The organism is Enterobacter cloacae subsp. cloacae ATCC 13047 (assembly GCF_000025565.1).
GTDB lineage: Bacteria > Pseudomonadota > Gammaproteobacteria > Enterobacterales > Enterobacteriaceae > Enterobacter > Enterobacter cloacae.
The window spans coordinates 2,410,651-2,426,853 of the sequence record NC_014121.1; the positions used below are offsets into that span (position 1 = coordinate 2,410,651).

General features: G+C 54.0%; 17 protein-coding genes. 4 read left to right on the forward strand and 13 right to left on the reverse strand.

The window, feature by feature from the left end; translation table 11 throughout:
• Window positions 1-59 precede the first annotated feature (59 nt).
• The 9 genes from ldtE to ECL_RS11620 all read right to left on the reverse strand — a co-directional run bounded on the left by ldtE (window position 60) and on the right by ECL_RS11620 (window position 9,141).
• A complete protein-coding gene (gene ldtE, locus ECL_RS11580; protein ID WP_013096951.1) occupies window positions 60-1,073 on the reverse strand; it encodes a L,D-transpeptidase LdtE in 1,014 nt (337 codons plus the stop codon).
• A 97-nt stretch (window positions 1,074-1,170) separates the two neighbouring features.
• Window positions 1,171-1,587 carry a cysteine desulfuration protein SufE gene (gene sufE / locus ECL_RS11585; protein WP_013096952.1) on the reverse strand — a complete coding sequence of 139 codons (417 nt, stop codon included), beginning with the start codon at window positions 1,585-1,587 and terminating at the stop codon, window positions 1,171-1,173.
• 14 nt (window positions 1,588-1,601) lie between these two features.
• A complete protein-coding gene (gene sufS / locus ECL_RS11590) occupies window positions 1,602-2,822 on the reverse strand; it encodes a cysteine desulfurase SufS (protein ID WP_013096953.1) in 1,221 nt (406 codons plus the stop codon).
• Window positions 2,819-4,090, reverse strand: a complete 1,272-nt coding sequence (sufD, locus tag ECL_RS11595) for a Fe-S cluster assembly protein SufD (RefSeq protein ID WP_013096954.1) — start codon at window positions 4,088-4,090, stop codon at window positions 2,819-2,821. Before sufD ends, sufS begins: the two co-directional genes overlap by 4 nt.
• Window positions 4,065-4,811, reverse strand: coding sequence for a Fe-S cluster assembly ATPase SufC (gene sufC, locus ECL_RS11600; protein WP_013096955.1), 747 nt, complete (start codon window positions 4,809-4,811; stop codon window positions 4,065-4,067). Before sufC ends, sufD begins: the two co-directional genes overlap by 26 nt.
• 9 nt (window positions 4,812-4,820) lie before the next feature.
• Window positions 4,821-6,311: a Fe-S cluster assembly protein SufB gene (sufB, locus tag ECL_RS11605; protein WP_013096956.1), complete on the reverse strand. Its 1,491-nt coding sequence runs from the start codon at window positions 6,309-6,311 to the stop codon at window positions 4,821-4,823.
• 8 nt (window positions 6,312-6,319) lie between these two features.
• On the reverse strand, window positions 6,320-6,688 hold the full coding sequence (sufA, locus tag ECL_RS11610; RefSeq protein ID WP_013096957.1) for a Fe-S cluster assembly scaffold SufA: 369 nt from the start codon (window positions 6,686-6,688) through the stop codon (window positions 6,320-6,322).
• A gap of 313 nt (window positions 6,689-7,001) precedes the next feature.
• Window positions 7,002-7,730, reverse strand: a complete 729-nt coding sequence (locus ECL_RS11615; RefSeq protein ID WP_013096958.1) for a MerR family transcriptional regulator — start codon at window positions 7,728-7,730, stop codon at window positions 7,002-7,004.
• Between the two features lie 190 nt (window positions 7,731-7,920).
• Window positions 7,921-9,141 carry a diguanylate phosphodiesterase gene (locus ECL_RS11620; RefSeq protein WP_013096959.1) on the reverse strand — a complete coding sequence of 407 codons (1,221 nt, stop codon included), beginning with the start codon at window positions 9,139-9,141 and terminating at the stop codon, window positions 7,921-7,923.
• 341 nt (window positions 9,142-9,482) lie between these two features.
• Between ECL_RS11620 and ycgZ the strand changes: the two genes are divergently transcribed.
• The 4 genes from ycgZ (at window position 9,483) to fdhF (ending at window position 12,682) form a co-directional block, all read left to right on the forward strand.
• Window positions 9,483-9,722 carry a regulatory protein YcgZ gene (gene ycgZ / locus ECL_RS11625; protein WP_013096960.1) on the forward strand — a complete coding sequence of 80 codons (240 nt, stop codon included), beginning with the start codon at window positions 9,483-9,485 and terminating at the stop codon, window positions 9,720-9,722.
• A 4-nt stretch (window positions 9,723-9,726) separates the two neighbouring features.
• Entirely contained in the window at window positions 9,727-10,047 is a 321-nt protein-coding gene (locus tag ECL_RS27755; protein WP_029883869.1) for a hypothetical protein, read from the forward strand.
• A 29-nt stretch (window positions 10,048-10,076) separates the two neighbouring features.
• On the forward strand, window positions 10,077-10,355 hold the full coding sequence (locus ECL_RS11630) for a biofilm development regulator YmgB/AriR family protein (protein WP_013096961.1): 279 nt from the start codon (window positions 10,077-10,079) through the stop codon (window positions 10,353-10,355).
• Window positions 10,356-10,531: 176 nt separating this feature from the next.
• Complete coding sequence (gene fdhF / locus ECL_RS11635) at window positions 10,532-12,682, forward strand: formate dehydrogenase subunit alpha (RefSeq protein ID WP_013096962.1); 2,151 nt, start codon at window positions 10,532-10,534, stop codon at window positions 12,680-12,682.
• A gap of 47 nt (window positions 12,683-12,729) precedes the next feature.
• On the opposite strand, the gene fliB is transcribed toward fdhF, so the two are convergent.
• From fliB to ECL_RS11655, 4 genes are all read right to left on the reverse strand, one after another.
• Window positions 12,730-13,947 (reverse strand): flagellin lysine-N-methylase, encoded by a 1,218-nt coding sequence (fliB, locus tag ECL_RS11640; RefSeq protein ID WP_013096963.1) that lies wholly within the window; start codon window positions 13,945-13,947, stop codon window positions 12,730-12,732.
• Window positions 13,948-14,035: 88 nt separating this feature from the next.
• Window positions 14,036-14,680 (reverse strand): helix-turn-helix transcriptional regulator, encoded by a 645-nt coding sequence (locus ECL_RS11645; protein ID WP_013096964.1) that lies wholly within the window; start codon window positions 14,678-14,680, stop codon window positions 14,036-14,038.
• Window positions 14,681-14,731: 51 nt separating this feature from the next.
• Entirely contained in the window at window positions 14,732-15,220 is a 489-nt protein-coding gene (locus tag ECL_RS11650; RefSeq protein ID WP_013096965.1) for a fimbrial protein, read from the reverse strand.
• A 35-nt stretch (window positions 15,221-15,255) separates the two neighbouring features.
• Window positions 15,256-16,203: a spore coat protein U domain-containing protein gene (locus ECL_RS11655; protein WP_013096966.1), complete on the reverse strand. Its 948-nt coding sequence runs from the start codon at window positions 16,201-16,203 to the stop codon at window positions 15,256-15,258.

Sequence of the window (16,203 nt, forward strand, 5' to 3'; positions counted from 1 at the left end):
GTACCTGTTAATAAAATGGCGCACATTGTGCGCCATTTTTTTTGCCTGCGTCAAACATCCTACTGCGTCACCTTCTCGCCATCCTCTTCCGTTACCGCAGCAGAGACACGGCTGTTCTGTACGGACTGCACGTTGTTGCTGGCCGACGGGCCGTTAGCCGCCGATACGGCGACCGGGATCCCCGCCCGGCGCGACAAGGCTTTATCAATAAGCGCTTTGTCACTTCCTGCCTGAGAAACAAACGAGGCAAAGTCAGCGGAATGGGTAATAGGTGTAATCTGCGGGTTTTCTCCCTCCACCTGCGCCAGCGGACGATGTACTTCAATATAGCGTTTGCCATCCGGCTCGACGGAGAACTTCACCGGCTCATTAATAATCTGCACCCGTGTGCCGACCCGCACCTGTTCGAACAGAGCTTTAATGTCCGGAGCGTTCATGCGCATACAGCCTGAACTCACCCGCAGGCCAACGCTGTCCGGCGCACTGGTACCGTGGATGAGATATTCCCCATTGCCCACGCCTAAACGCAGTGCAAAGCGTCCCAGCGGGTTATTTGGCCCGGCGGGTACGACCGGCGGCAATTTAATGCCCTGCTCCAGAGAGCGCGCTCTGATGCCCGGCGTCGGGGTCCAGGTTGGATTAGGGATCTTCTGACTCACGCGGGTCGTCGTGACCGGCGTCTCCAGCCCCAGCTGTCCAATCCCCAGCGGGAAAACCTGAACAATATTTCCCCCCGGCGGATAGTAGTAGAGCCGTAACTCGGCCAGGTTCACCACAATACCTTCGCGTGGCGTGTCCGGAAGCAGCATCTGGGATGGAATGGTAATCACCGTTCCCGGCGCAGGGTTTACCGGCGCAATGGTATTATTGGTTTCAAGGATGAGCTGTGCCGCAGTATTAAACCGACGTGCGATGGTCTGAAGTTTGGTATCCCCTTCCTGTATTATGTAGGTTTGATTTTGCCCAATCAGACGGCTGCCTGCGGGCGGTAACGGATAATCCATCGCACTGGCCGAATTAAGAGCGCCGAGCGAACCAAGGAGTAAGAGTGTTATTAGAGACGCGCGCTTCATGCTGAGATTCCTTATTCACTGACAGAACGCCAGAAAGCTGAAAAACCAGCGAGGCGGGAACCACCTCGCGAAACAGAATGAATGCTGTCCTGTAAGTCTAGCTAATGATTGCAGCTTTGGCGCGGATGGCGCGAATCATCGCTTCCAGCCCCTGGGAGCGGGACGGGGTGAGGTGTTGGGTCAGGGCCATTTTTTCAAACCACGGGCGCACATCAAAGGCGACAATATCCTGTGCGGACATCTGGTGGTAGAGAATAAAGACCACGGCGATAAGCCCTTTCACAATCGCGGCATCGCTGTCGCCGTGCAATTCAATCGTACCGTCGCCCTTTTGCTCCATCACAATCCACACCTGGCTCTGGCAGCCCTGAATAATATTATCCGGGTTATGCGCCGCTTCACTGAGCGGCGGCAAACGCTGCCCCAGCTCAATAATATAGAGATACTTTTCTTCCCAGTTTGCGCAACGTCCGAAGTTACGCAGTAATTTATCTTTGTCCGGCAACTCTGCCATTGTTCGCTTCTCCGTTAGCCCAGCAACTGGTGAATGCGTTTTAGCCCCGCCACCAGCCTGTCGACCTCTTCCGTTGTGTTGTACATCACCAGCGACGCGCGGCACATTGCCGGGACCTGATAAAATGCCATCAGCGGCATGGCACAGTGGTGCCCGGTACGCACGGCCACGCCATAGTTATCGAGGAAACTGCCCACGTCATAGGCATGGTGTTTTCCCAGATTGAACGCAATCACGCCCTGCCGGTTGGCCGGGCCATACAGGGTCAACTCGGGCACGCTGGCAAGCTCCTGCAGCGCGTAGTGCATCAGCATCTGCTCATACTCCTGGATGGCCTCAAGGCCAATGGAGGAGACATAAGAGAGAGCAGCCCCAAGCCCGATAATCCCGCCGGTATTGGGCGTACCAGCCTCAAAACGCCACGGCGCGCGCGCGTAGGTGGTCCCTTCCGACAGGCTGACGGTGGCGATCATCGAGCCGCCCCCTTCCCACGGCGGCATGGCCTGCAAAATATCGTCTTTCACATACAACACGCCGATCCCGGTTGGGCCATAAAGCTTATGCCCGGAGAAGACGTAAAAATCGCAGTCCAGCGCCTGCACATCCACCGCGTGGTGCATCACCGCCTGAGCGCCGTCAATCAGGACCTTCGCGCCCGCCCGGTGGGCTTTTTCGACGATCTCTGCTACCGGGTTTTCGGTTCCCAGCACGTTAGAGACCTGGGTTATCGCCACCAGCCGCGTGCGGTCGTCCAGCAGGGCATCAAGGTGCTCAAGGTGAAGCGTGCCGTCCTGATTCAACGGGATCACCCGTAGCGCAGCACCCACACGCTCACAGAGCATCTGCCACGGCACGATATTGGCGTGGTGTTCCATCTCGGTGATGATGATGTTATCGCCCGCGTGGACCTGCGCACTGCCCCAGCTGTTGGCGACAAGGTTGATCCCTTCCGTCGTGCCGCGCACAAACACCAGCTCTTCCGGCGATCGCGCATTCAGAAAAGCGGCCACCTGGGTGCGGACGTTCTCCATACGCTGGGTCGCCTCTGCGCTCAGCGTATGAATACCGCGATGCACGGCGGCGTAACCGTGGCGGTAGAATTCGGCTTCTGCATCCACCACCTGATTCGGTTTTTGCGCGCTGGCAGCGCTGTCGAGATAGGCCAGCGGCAGTCCATTCACTTCACGGGTCAGAACCGGGAAATCGGCCCGTACTTTCTCTACGGGAAAACTCATGCTTCGCCTCCAGGCAGACGCTGACCAATACGGGCCAGCACCTGCTGTTTTAACAGGCCATCGTCCAGCGCCTCCGTCAGCTCTGCGGCAAAGGCGTAGATAATCATTTTCTGCGCCGCCTGCTGGTCAATACCGCGCGAACGCAGATAAAACATCTGTTCATCGTCAATGCGCCCGACCGTGGCGCCGTGGCTGCATTTGACGTCGTCGGCATAGATCTCCAGCTGCGGCTTGGTGTCCACTTCTGCCAGGCGCCCCAGCAGCAGGTTGTTGTTGGTCATCTGCCCGTCGGTCTTAATGGCGTGTTGCGCCACATTGATCAGACCGTTAAACACCGCACGGCCTTTGTCGCTGACAATGGTTTTGTGCAGCTGGCGGCTGTTGCAGTAGCCTTTGTTGTGCTCAAGCCAGGTCCTCGTATCGCACACTTCCGATTTGACCGGCATCGCCAGGCTGTTGATGCGCAGGGTGGTGTTCTCGCCGTTAAGCTGCGTACTGGTATTGTGACGCAGTACCGCGCCCCCCAGCAGGAAGCTGTGGCTGTATGCCGCTGCATCTTGTCCAAGCAGGATATCGTTATGCGCAAAGTGGTGACTCTGCGGGTTCTCGAATGCCAGCTTGATATGGTGCAGCTGAGCGTTGGCGGCGACATTCATCGACAGGCGCGCCCCGGTAAAGTGGCGGGTATCGTTGAGGCTGACGTAATGTTCAATAATCGTGGCCTCCGCCCCCTCCGCCAGCTCCAGATGGTGGCGATAGTGCGCAGTATTGATTTCATCGCCGTCCAGGCCCTGGGTGATATGCATCAGCAGCAGCGGTTTCGCCGGGCGCTGGTTTCGCTTCACGTGAATCTGCGTCACACTCTGTGCCAGGCTCTCGGTAAGGTGCAGAAAGACCTCCGGCTGCACGGGTGCCGTCAGGCTCTGGCGCTCATCATTAATGGCGATCGTATAACCGCTCTCGTCGGTGCTGTCGCTCAGATCAGGACGGAACTGGCCGTCGACAAACACCAGGCGCAGGGCATCCACATTCAGCGCCAGTGCATCGCGCTGCGTCGGTGTGATATCCGCTCGTTGCGAGACAAATTCAGCGTTCAGCAGGCCCTCAAGCGGCGTGTACTTCCAGTTCTCATGTTTACGCGTGGGTAAACCGAGGCGCAGCATCTGTTGCAGGTGCTGTTGTGCCTGCTCAGAACGCCTTCCGCCCTGCGCTTCAAACAGGCGGTGCCACTGCTGGAGCGCATTACTGCTGTTCGGTAAGCCAGCCATAGCCCTGCTCCTCCAGTTGTTTGACCAGCGTGAAATCACCGGATTTCACAATGCGCCCCTGGTAAAGCACGTGGACGTAATCCGGTTTGATGTAGTCAAGAATACGCTGATAGTGGGTGACGATAATGAATGACCGTTTGCCGTCGCGCAGAGAATTCACCCCGTCGGCGACAATCTTGAGGGCATCGATATCCAGACCGGAATCGGTCTCATCCAGAATGCACAGTTCAGGTTCAAGCACCGCCATCTGCAGAATGTCGTTGCGCTTCTTCTCGCCGCCGGAGAAGCCGACGTTCACCGAGCGGGTCAGCAGATCTTCCGGCATTTTCAGCAGCTTGATCTTCTCTTCCATCAGGTCCTGAAAATCAAAACGATCCAGCGCCTCCAGGCCACGGTATTTGCGTACCGCGTTGAGCGCCGTTTGCAGGAAGAACTGATTACTGACGCCCGGAATTTCGACCGGATACTGGAAAGCCATAAAGATGCCCTCCCCCGCGCGCTCTTCCGGCGACATCTCCAGCAAATCTTTGCCGTTAAACTCCACCGAGCCGTTGGTCACTTCGTAATCTTCGCGTCCCGCCAGCGTCGCTGAAAGCGTACTTTTCCCGGAGCCATTCGGCCCCATAATGGCGTGGACTTCACCCGGCTTGACGTCAAAATTGAGGCCACGCAGGATGGCTTTGTCTTCCACGCTAACCTGTAAATCTTTAATACTTAACATGTGCTTTCCTTAACCGACGCTGTGTTCAAGACTAATGGCGAGGAGTTTCTGGGCTTCAACGGCAAATTCCAGCGGCAGTTCAGAGAACACGTCCTTACAGAAGCCGTTGACAATCATCGAGATGGCATCTTCTTCACTGATCCCGCGCTGCAGGCAGTAGAAGAGCTGATCTTCCCCGATACGCGACGTTGTCGCCTCATGCTCAAGCTGGGCGCTGTTGTTGCGACACTCCACGTACGGGAAGGTATGCGCGCCGCAGTCTGCGCCAATCAGCATGGAGTCACACTGGGTAAAGTTTCGCGCGTTGGTGGCCGTAGGCATAATTTTCACCAGCCCGCGATAGCTGTTCTGGCTGTGTCCGGCGGAAATACCTTTTGAGATGATGGTCGATTTGGTGTTTTTACCAATGTGGATCATCTTGGTGCCGGTATCCGCCTGCTGATGGCCGCTGGTCAGCGCAACGGAATAAAACTCGCCGATGGAGTTATCCCCGCGCAAAATACAGCTCGGATACTTCCAGGTAATGGCCGAGCCGGTTTCAGACTGGGTCCAGGACATCTTGCTGTTTTCGCCTTCGCACAGCGCACGCTTGGTGACGAAGTTGAGGATACCGCCGGTATTACCGTCGCCCGGGAACCAGTTCTGCACCGTGGAGTATTTCACTTCGGCGTCTTTGTGGATGATGACTTCAACCACCGCAGCGTGGAGCTGGTAGCTGTCGCGCACCGGCGCGGAACACCCTTCGATGTAGCTGACGTAGCTGCCTTCGTCCGCCACCAGAATGGTGCGCTCGAACTGGCCGGTCTTTTCCGCGTTGATGCGGAAATAGGTCGACAGCTCCATTGGACAACGTACCCCTTTCGGCACGTAGATGAAGGTGCCGTCTGAGGCGACCGCTGCGTTGAGCGCCGCGAAGAAGTTGTCGTTAGACGGTACCACGGTGCCAATGTACTTTTTCACCAGTTCCGGGTGATCGTGGATCGCTTCGCCGAAAGAGCAGAAAATGATCCCCTGTTCCGCCAGCTTCTCACGGTAGGTGGTTGCCACCGAGACAGAGTCAAAAATGGCGTCCACCGCCACCTCTTTCCCTTCGCGAACCGGCACGCCAAGCTGGTTAAACGCCTCTTCCACCTCTTTACTCAGGAAGCTATTATCCGCCCCGGTTTGCTGTACCGCGCCGGGCTGCGAGGCGCAGGTGTCGTCACAGCTGCCGCAGGAAGGTGCAGAGTAGTAGCTGTAATCCTGATAATTCAGCTTATCGTAGTGGGCTTTCAGCCAGTGCGGCTCTTCCATCTCCAGCCAGGCCCGGTAAGCGCTCAGGCGGAATTCGAGCATCCACTCCGGCTCGTTACGTTTGGCTGAAATTGCGCGCACGACATCTTCGTTGATGCCCTTCGCCAGTTCATCAGTTTGCAGCTGGGTGAAGAAGCCCTCTTTATAGTTGAGGTGTCCGCCGCTCCAGGTATTTACTTCACTCGTTGCTTCAGTATTACGAGACATAGTACCGCCTATACCCCAAAGCTTTCGCCGCAGCCACATTCGTTCTGGGCTTTCGGGTTATGAAATTTGAATAACTGGTTTAAACCTTCACGCACGTAGTCCACTTCGGTTCCGTCGATAAACGGCATCGCCTGAAGCGCGACATACAGTTTTGCGCCATCCGTTTCAAACACCAGATCATCTTTTTCGGGTTCGGTGACGGTGTCGAGCACATAACCAAACCCCGCGCAGCCGGTCTGCTTGACCCCTAAACGCACGCCGAGGATCTCTGGCTTTTTCGCCACCAGCTGATGAATATGTGCCGCCGCCGCTGGCGTGAGCGTTAAACCGCGCCAGGCGAAATCGGCAGGGTTAAAGGTTTCTGAATGCAGTTCCATAGGTCCACCTCATCTGATAAGCCATCAGGGCATAACACCATGTTAGTGATAACGATTATCACTTCAACCCTCTGACAGCAGGGGCATTAGGCTTAATCGCCCTTTTTGCCTGGTTTTATTAAGCATAGACCCTGTGAGAGGATGCTGGCGGGATGGATTTAATTGTTCAATGCATTGATTAATAATGCATTTCGCTGCGTCGTTCGTCTGATTAAAAGGAAAAGCAAAATATGCATCGGAAATGCCTATTTTTGAGATAGCTTTTGCGCAGGACAGGACAGAAAGAAAAAAAGGCCCTCAAGGCCTCTGATGATTAATGATGAAAGGCGACGGAAAAACCTTGTTCACGCCAGTGATCGAGCTGTTCCTGCTGACGGGGCGTGGGCGATTTTCCCGTCCAGACAAAGAGTTTCTGCCCGGGGAAGAGTTCGGGACGCGGTGAATCAATCGGCTCTGCCAGCACGTCGATATGCCAGCCCTTATTGGCTAAGCGCGCGGCTTCAAGCCACAGATGAGTGCGGTCGTCGCACTCCCAACCGATGAGCAACGCATCTTTACCAGCTTTTTTACGCGATTCTGCCAGGCTTGCCACGGCGAATTCGATCAGCACACCATCAAACAGGCTCGCCATGTGGCGCACCGTATTTTGATCCTGATTCATGCGCTGCCTTACGGGGGTAATAATGTTGTCGATCAACGCATCCATGGCGTGATCGCGGCGAAACTCGCCAATTTTTGCGCGCAGTTTTGCCGGGCTGGCATAGCGCAAAACGGTCATCATCTCTTCCTGGAAAGCGGCCCAGTTACCCTGGGTCATCACTTCCTTGTTCTCCAGCAAGGCTTTTACTTTCCCCACCGAAACGCCTGATTTCATCAGACGTTTGATCTCTTCAATACGCAGGATATCCTCGTCGTCGAACTGACGATGACCCCCTTCACTGCGCTGCGGCTTCAACAAACCATAACGGCGCTGCCAGGCACGCAGCGTAACGGGGTTGATACCGCATCGTTCGGCGACTTCGCCGATACTGTAATAGGCCATTAACTCCCTCACGCTCAATACTTCCATACCCAACCACAGCAACCTTATCAGATTGTACAAGCTATTTGTATAACTAAGACCTCAGTTTGAAACAGGTGAATGGTGAGGACACCATCCACGCCGTTAACTCTATTGTTGTCTAAATTCCGCCTTCCGTACAGTTAACTCTGCCAAAGGTTGTACAGCTTTATCACAATCCAGACTTTTTCTCGGGCCACGAAATTGCCGGAATGCCGCCATGTCGGGGGCTGGCAAACAGGTGTCCCTGGAACTGGGAAATTCCCGCAGATTCCAGCCACATCCACTCCTCAGCCTTCTCTACGCCAACGGCGCAGAACTGAATTTCCAGCGAGGAACAGCACTTGATAATCGCCTGAATGATGGCCTGACGCGGACCGCTTTTATGCACATCCAGCACCAGATCGCGATTAATCTTAATTCTGTCCGGCTGGAACTGGGCCAGCAACTGCAGCCCGGCAAAACCGGCCCCGAAGTGATCGATCGTCACGCTGATACCGGCACTTTTTAACTGCCGGACCGAATGGGTAAACTCATCGAAGCGCGAGATGGCTTCACTTTCGGTGAATTCCACCACAATTTGCTCCGGCACAAAGCCGTTCGCGTCGATAGCGGTGAGCAGGAAATCGACGGCATGCGGGACATTGACCAGCGTCATGGGCAACAGGTTAATCGACAGCGTCTGATTCTGTAGCCCCAGCGCACTGGCCATGGAGAGCGCAACCTGTTTGCTGTGCAAATCTGCTGCGTAGACCTCTTCGCGCGGAAGCGCCGCAAAATAGGCCCGTGGCGAGTCGCCGGATGGCGTGCGCAGCAGTGCCTCCCAGGAGACCACCTCCTGCATAAAGGGATCCACAATCGGCTGAAATGCAAAGCTGCAGTCCGCCCCTTTTGCTACCACCGGCGGTTGTGCGGATAACGGCGTCTCCTCGGGGATAAAATCCCAGGCATCGGCGGGCGGCAATTCAAAATAGTTGGCCTTCTCGGTTGCCTCAACGAACGTGCGGAAGAATTGCAGCGGACGATCGTTATAGGTCAGCTGATAGCGGGTCGTGCCCTTATTAAGCACCTGCTGAAGAACATCTTCCCGGTCGAAGTGACGCAAATCAAAGAGCTCCATCCCAACATTGCCAAAACGCCGGGAAGGTCCGTGATCGCGCATCAGTTCCACCACATTGTGGTGACGCGGATCGCGGCAGATCTGCTCATAAATGGCGGTCACGTTTTCGACTGGCCCTTCGAGCAACTGAAAAAAGTGCGTGCCGTTAAACAACAGGATCCCCGTGACGTCGGATTGTCGGTTTTTACTATCTGCAGCAGCGACCATGGTTTCCAGCGCTTTCACCGGAACGTCATCGCAGATATGGCTGCGGTATATGATGGTTGTCAGCATGCTTTTCCTGAAGGGGTTAGGGGTTTGGCCACGAAAACGCGTGGATAGAGTTCTGTTATAGCATATTAATTGTCAGGCAAATAATTTACGTCTCAATGATTTAGGACGTTTGTGACCCGAATTTTCGATGTTGTACAACTTAACCACGACGCTTCAAGTTGTACAATATATTCTGTTACGATACCGTTACAAACCCCATCAATAACCCTCTGAAATGTAAAAGGTTTATAAAATATATCATAAAATATTTAAAAATCTGTACATTTTTAATGTACAGATTTGGGATTTGTGTATACCTTAAATGTAACGTTAGTGATTACTAAATTTTACAGGAGCGAAACATGCAACAGAACGGTTACGTCGCAGATTCTGCCGCCGCTATTGCGCAGTACTTCGAAAAAGCCGCGCTTCCAACGCAACAGGAAACGCTGGGTGAAGTCGTGGTTGAAATTCTTAGCGACGGGCGAAACCTCAACCGCAAGTCGCTCTGCACCAAACTCTTAAGTCGCCTCGAAAAGGCCGAAGGGCCGGAAGAGGAACAGCATTACCACATGCTGCTTGGTTTGCTCTTCGAACGGTAACGTTATGAATCGCAGTGACGCTGAAAGACTCACAGACCAGCTTATCGGTGAAGCCGTGCTTTCCCTCCTGAAAGAACGGGGGCCACTGACGACCGATTCTCTGGTACAGCGTCTGCGTAAAATGCAAATACATGAAAAGGATCCCCGGCGGCGGGAGACACTGGCGAGGGTGATAGCCGACATCGGCTCAAAAAACAGCGCCTTTATACGTCGCAGAACCGCGCAAGGACGACCAATCAGAGAGGGATCTCTCAAGGATAACAGAGACAATGTAGTGCCGTTATTTGGTGATGGAAAACCGTCCAATCCCAGGAAAATACATTGACTGCAATTTAACAGCTACGGTGAGAACAAATGAGACAGAATATTCAGCCACAACCCGAATACCATTCGGCTTTTCTGGACAGCGCTTTGTCGGAGTATTTCCGCCACGCTGGCGATCGTTTTGCTGAAGAATCCGCGATTTTTTCTACTGCAGTACGTTGTGTCCTGGCCACGGAAGGTCACCTTACCAACAAAGCGATCATTCTCTGGCTGATCCAGACGCTGGAAGCGACGGATGACGTGGTTCAGGCCGACGTCATTCGTAAAACGCTGGAAATTGTTGTGGGTTACACAATGGACGACCTTTAAAATTAGCTAACGTGTCATCGTCATAACTGTCGACCAGCCTGACGATGACACCCCTCCCCCCCTCATAACACCCTGTGAAACACGCATCGTAAAGATGGCACACTTCCTGCTTACTCCTCTTTACGGGATCGGGCTCTCCGGTCATCTTGCTTCATTTCTTAACAGGTCTGTTATTGATGAAAAAAATCGCCAGCGTCTGCCCTTACTGTGGTGCAGGCTGTAAATTAAACCTCGTTGTTGAAAATAACCGTATTATCCGTGCCGAAGCCGCAGACGGCGTAACCAATCAGGGCACCTTGTGCCTGAAAGGCTTTTACGGCTGGGACTTCCTTAACGATACCCGCTTGCTCACCCCTCGCCTGACGCAACCGATGATCCGCTACCACAAAGGCGAACCCTTTACCCCGGTCACCTGGGACGAGGCCATTCGTTATACCGCCAACAAGCTTAAAAACATTAAAGCGCAGTTCGGCCCGCGGTCCATCATGACCACCGGCTCTTCCCGGGGGACGGGCAATGAAACCAACTATGTGATGCAGAAATTCGCCCGTGCGGTACTCCATACCAACAACGTGGACTGCTGCGCACGCGTCTGCCACGGGCCTTCCGTGGCGGGTTTGCAGGAAACGCTGGGCAACGGCGCGATGAGTAATTCCATTAACGACATTGAACACTCAAAATGCCTGCTGGTTTTCGGATACAACTGCGCCGATTCCCATCCAATAGTCGCCCGCCGCGTGCTGAAAGCCCGTGAGAACGGTGCGAAAATTATCGTCTGCGATCCGCGTCGGATTGAAACAGCCCGCATTGCCGACCAACATCTGCAACTGAAAAACGGCAGCAATATGGCACTGGTTAACGCCTTTGGCTATGTGCTGCTGGAAGAGGAGTTGTACGACAAAAACTACGTCGCACGCTTCACGGAGGGGCTTGAGGCCTACCGGCAGACGGTGAAAGAGTACGCGCCAGAGAAGGTCGAACATCTGACCGGCATTCCCGCCCACGATGTCCGCCAGGCGATGCGCACTTTCGCAGCGGCCCCTTCCGCGACCGTGATGTGGGGAATGGGCGTCACACAGTTTGGTCAGGCCGTAGATGTGGTAAAAGGCCTTTCGAGTCTGGCGCTGTTAACCGGTAATCTTGGTCGCCCTGCCATCGGCGTCGGTCCCGTTCGCGGACAAAATAACGTGCAGGGAGCGTGTGACATGGGCGTTTTGCCCAATATGTTCCCCGGCTATCAGGACGTGACGGACCCGGCTGTCAGGCAGAAGTTCGCCGATGCCTGGGGAATTGACGTTACGGTAATGGACGATCGCGTCGGCACGCGTATTACCGAGGTGCCGCATCTCGCCCTGGAAGGTAAAGTCAAAGCCTATTACATCATGGGGGAAGACCCGCTGCAGACCGAGGCCGACCTGGGCCTGGTACGCAGCGGCTTTGAGGCGCTCGACTTTGTGGTGGTTCAGGACATCTTCATGACCAAAACGGCGGAAGTGGCGGATGTTCTGTTACCCGCCACCTCCTGGGGCGAACACGGGGGCGTCTTTACCTGTGCCGATCGTGGCTTCCAGCGTTTCGGCAAGGCCGTCGAGGCCAGCGGCAACGTAAAACGCGACTGGGAGATCATCAGCCTGCTGGCGACAGAAATGGGCTATCCGATGCACTACACCTCAAACCAGCAGATCTGGGATGAGATGCGCGCGCTGTGTCCGCTGTTCTACGGCGTAACATACGAAAAAATGGGCGAAATGGGCCATGTCCAGTGGCCATGCCCAACGCTCGATCACCCCGGCACACCGTACCTGTACAAAGATAATCACTTCGACACGCCAACCGGCAAAGGGCAACTGTTTGCCGCGCCCTGGCGAGCGCCCGCTGAAACACCTGACGAAGACTATCCTCTGGTGCTCTGCACGGTGCGCGAAGTGGGACATTACTCCTGTCGTTCCATGACCGGGAACTGCGCCGCGCTGCAAAGCCTGGCCGACGAACCGGGTCGGGTGCAATTGAACCCGGCGGATGCGGAACAACGCGGTATCACTGACGGGCAACTGGTCTGGGTGCGTTCGCGCCGCGGTAAAGTGATTACCCGCGCCAGCCTCAGCGAACGCATCAATCCCAGGGCTGTATATATGACCTATCAGTGGTGGATTGGCGCCTGCAACGAACTGACGCAGGATAATCTTGATCCCATCTCCAAAACGCCGGAAACGAAGTATTGTGCGGTTCAGCTGGACGCCATTGAGGATCAACGCTGGGCTGAGGACTTTGCGGCATCGGCGTACCAGTCCATGAAGTCTCGGCTGATCAGTGCGGTGAATGTCTGAGAAAATGCCGGGTGGCGCTGCGCTTACCCGGCCTACGTTACGGGCGTTTATCCAATCAACAGCAGGCAGGATAAATCATCGCCGCCATTGATTTTATCAATCGCAGCGTCCATGCGGGCATCAATGGTGTTATTGTGCATGGTCTTTTCGGAGAGGCTGGCGATGGTTTTCATTACCACCTGTTGGTCGATTTCGCCCTGCATCGATCTCACGCTGAGGATGAATTTGATATAGAAAAAGTCCAGCACGATACGATAAAACTGACGCATCATCGTCGCCATGTTTTTGCCGGGGAAATAGCTACTGTAGAGTTTGTACAGCAGGTAATTGCGTAACACGTAAGGTTCTGACAAACAGGAATCCTCACATAATTTGTGCCACTGCTGATTAATCGCGTCGAATTTCGTCTCCAGTTCCGCCGCGTCGCTAATACCGGCAACATCCAGGTATGCGGCAATTTGCTGATGCCCTTCAAGAATAAAACCATCCCGGGCTGAATCCTTCGCCACATTTGTGCCCATTACGGACAACGCCAGATATTTCATCGCGTTTGACTTCGCCAGATGACCGGAATCCATCAGCGATTTTCCGCTTTGCAACTCATTGAGAAGCGCTTCGTAGAAATTTTCCACTTCAGCAAATTTATTATGCAGATCAAAGTTAACGTGCTGGAGACAAAGAATAAACTGCGCCAGCGCCATCAAATTTTCTTCTATATTGCGGGATGGCGACTGGATTAAATTCCAGGCGAAAAGATGGATCACCTGCTGTGTCTGCGAGACAGACTGGCGCTGCCCAATCAAATTGGTTTTATAGCCCGCCACGAGCTCATCCTGCTCCTGAAGCAGCATCGCATCCGGGTCAAACAGCACCCGCCGCACCACCTCCGGGCAGGAGAGCGTCATCGTGTGCCGTGTCTCATCCTGGTAGCGAGTTGAACTCCGGGGGTAAGTGCTGCAGGTATGCGAAAGCGCCTCTTCCCCCAGATCGCGGTGGACCATGCAGAGCTTGTTTTCATCGATAAAAGGACAGTCCCCTTTTTCGTTTAACTTCACTCTGGAGTAGCTGTTCTTACCCTTTCTCTGCAGGATAAGGTTCTTTTTGGCAATGGCGGCAATCTCTGTGTGCGGGGAGAGAACGTATTTCTGATGGGTTTTCTTGTCGATAGAGATTGTCCAGCCACGACAACATGACATTAAGCATTCTGGCCCAACACACTTAAATTTACAGACAAAAATCGGCTTGATGGTTTTGTGAATTTGCATAGCGAAGGCGTCATTATATAAAGCATAAAAAATACCATGACGCACGCGCTATGCTAAAGGCGCATAACGGCGCACAAATTCAGGTAATTTAGAGTATCAAAGAGAATGCGAGATAGTCACCGAGCCGGTTTGGGTAACTGTTCCTTTGCACCATTCGGCGAATAAGGGCAATCAGTTCAAAATCGGTTCGCAGATTAAACTTTTGCATCATTACATACTTTTGCGTAAAAACGGTTTTATCGCTGATCTTCAGCGCATGCGCGATCTGCACTACCGATAATCCCCGGTAAAAATTGGCCATAATGCGTTTTTGCTGGGGTGATAATATTTTATGCTGACACTCTGCGCAGCTTTTTTGCTTCCAGCTGTTCCCCGCCAGCTCTGCGCGGTACCAGGCAATGAACAGCACCTGGCTTATCCGATCAAGCGAAGCACGACGCGAAATAAAAATAATATCGTTAAAGCAGGAGGGTAAGGCAGAAAAATGATATTCATCTTCTACCAATCCGATCACAATCCCTTTCTGGCGCGCCTGTAATTCGGGAAAACAGACCAGCGCCTCCCCCATACAAAACGAGAGAACGATAATATCGGCGGCACTGACGTTATCACGGCTAAGCTCCGCCTCGAAATGAATCTGCTGCTTAAAATTACGCAAAAAGAATTCCACAAAGAAACACTGCAGCCCATGGTGAAAAAATTGGTCTGTCTCTTGAATCAGAATATTCAACATAGCAAATACCGATGTGGGTCAGTCAATAAGCGTTATTAACGCGCGGGATTGTTAATTGTATTGCATGGTCATCACAACAACTGCGCTGACACTGCCCGGCGTCGCGCCACCGGTTACAGATTTTACCGAAGCCTGCATGGCCATGGTCGCCGTTCTGTCCGGCGCAATATTTTGCGTTATGCTGGACCCGGTCCCCTTCAGCGTTCCCGTTGCGGCCTCACGCATGGCTATCGCCACGTTTGTCGCCGAGCCGCTGTTCATGTAGTAGTCCGCACCGGCCGCCGGATCGGGGGTGCCGGTGAACGAGACCGTGACGCTGCGGGTCCCCGCCGGGCACTGGGTAAATTGCAAATTAAACGGCACCGGATCGGATGTCGATCCCGGCGTCGCCATATTAGTCGCCTGTATATTTCCAAGATTAATATCCAGGTTTGCGCTCCCGCCATTAAATACGCAGGGCGAGGCGATGATATTTCCCGTCACGCCCAGATTAACGCTATCAGCTGCAATGACGTTCCAGCTGAATGCAAGGAGGAGCATCCCTCTCCTGAAGGGTAATTTCATCATTTCACCTGTTACTGGTAGGTCAAATTAAGGGTCGCGGAGGCATTTGCCGAGCCGGACTCAACGGATGTTAATGTCTGGAAATAGCGTGCCGTTAACGGAAGCGTCTCCTGCCCGCCTGCAGACTGTTTTAATAAAAGACGGCTGTTTAACGTCAGCGGCGAGCCGTTATAGAGAAGCTGCACGCCAACGCCTTTTGCGGTGCCGCTGTTTCCCTGCCCTGTTAATGCCATTACGCTGGTATTCGCACTGTCCGGGTTCTGTATTCCGCTCAGGGAAACCGAAATATTGGTGCCGGCGCTGCAGTTCAACCCGAGGTTTTGCGTATTCTGCGCAACTGCTGGCGTGGTCCCCACCACTGAGCCAAATGCTGCGGCCGAAATATCACCAATCGGGAACGTCAGCTGCGGCGTGGTGATGGTGCAGGCCAGCGCGTTGATTGTGCCGCCGGTCAGCTGCACGGTTAACCCGTCACGGTAAATACCGTCGCTGCCCTGCAGCGTCACCGCCCCTATGGGGCCTGGCGTTAAGGCGCCGGACGATACCGGGCCAGTCACCACCAACTCGACCCAGCCCCCGTACCAGACCACATACGAGGTCTGCGCACTATACGAGAACGTATTGCTCGGGTTCTCAAAATAGGCATTTGATGAAAGCCGAATGCCAATCCCGCTAACGTTGGTGTTGTAAACATGATTGCCGTAGCTGCTCAGCGCGGCATTGTTGTATCGCATGCTAAAACCCAACATAAGTGGATTGGTACACCCGCTAAGGTAGGTGCCGGTATTACTCGCCGCGCCGGAAAAAATCACCGTGCCGACAGGCGCATCGCGCTGAACATTGATTGTGCCCACCGACAGTGTAGAAAGCTGAGGCGTAATGGTGGTGCAGGTCCCGGCCCGGGCGATATGCCATGCGCAAAGACAGCACAGCAGTAATAACATGTTGATCCGTTTCAT

Bases quoted from the DNA above. Each gene is read 5' to 3' on its own strand.
- sufE (WP_013096952.1), bottom strand. From the start codon at position 1,587: ATGGCAGAGTTGCCGGACAAAGATAAATTACTGCGTAACTTCGGACGT.
- sufA (WP_013096957.1), bottom strand. From the start codon at position 6,688: ATGGAACTGCATTCAGAAACCTTTAACCCTGCCGATTTCGCCTGGCGC.
- sufD (WP_013096954.1), bottom strand. From the start codon at position 4,090: ATGGCTGGCTTACCGAACAGCAGTAATGCGCTCCAGCAGTGGCACCGC.
- sufC (WP_013096955.1), bottom strand. From the start codon at position 4,811: ATGTTAAGTATTAAAGATTTACAGGTTAGCGTGGAAGACAAAGCCATC.
- ycgZ (WP_013096960.1), top strand. From the start codon at position 9,483: ATGCAACAGAACGGTTACGTCGCAGATTCTGCCGCCGCTATTGCGCAG.
- ECL_RS11615 (WP_013096958.1), bottom strand. From the start codon at position 7,730: ATGGCCTATTACAGTATCGGCGAAGTCGCCGAACGATGCGGTATCAAC.
- ECL_RS11620 (WP_013096959.1), bottom strand. From the start codon at position 9,141: ATGCTGACAACCATCATATACCGCAGCCATATCTGCGATGACGTTCCG.
- sufB (WP_013096956.1), bottom strand. From the start codon at position 6,311: ATGTCTCGTAATACTGAAGCAACGAGTGAAGTAAATACCTGGAGCGGC.
- ECL_RS11630 (WP_013096961.1), top strand. From the start codon at position 10,077: ATGAGACAGAATATTCAGCCACAACCCGAATACCATTCGGCTTTTCTG.
- fliB (WP_013096963.1), bottom strand. From the start codon at position 13,947: ATGCAAATTCACAAAACCATCAAGCCGATTTTTGTCTGTAAATTTAAG.
- ECL_RS11655 (WP_013096966.1), bottom strand. From the start codon at position 16,203: ATGAAACGGATCAACATGTTATTACTGCTGTGCTGTCTTTGCGCATGG.
- ECL_RS11650 (WP_013096965.1), bottom strand. From the start codon at position 15,220: ATGCTCCTCCTTGCATTCAGCTGGAACGTCATTGCAGCTGATAGCGTT.
- sufS (WP_013096953.1), bottom strand. From the start codon at position 2,822: ATGAGTTTTCCCGTAGAGAAAGTACGGGCCGATTTCCCGGTTCTGACC.
- ECL_RS11645 (WP_013096964.1), bottom strand. From the start codon at position 14,680: ATGTTGAATATTCTGATTCAAGAGACAGACCAATTTTTTCACCATGGG.
- ldtE (WP_013096951.1), bottom strand. From the start codon at position 1,073: ATGAAGCGCGCGTCTCTAATAACACTCTTACTCCTTGGTTCGCTCGGC.
- ECL_RS27755 (WP_029883869.1), top strand. From the start codon at position 9,727: ATGAATCGCAGTGACGCTGAAAGACTCACAGACCAGCTTATCGGTGAA.
- fdhF (WP_013096962.1), top strand. From the start codon at position 10,532: ATGAAAAAAATCGCCAGCGTCTGCCCTTACTGTGGTGCAGGCTGTAAA.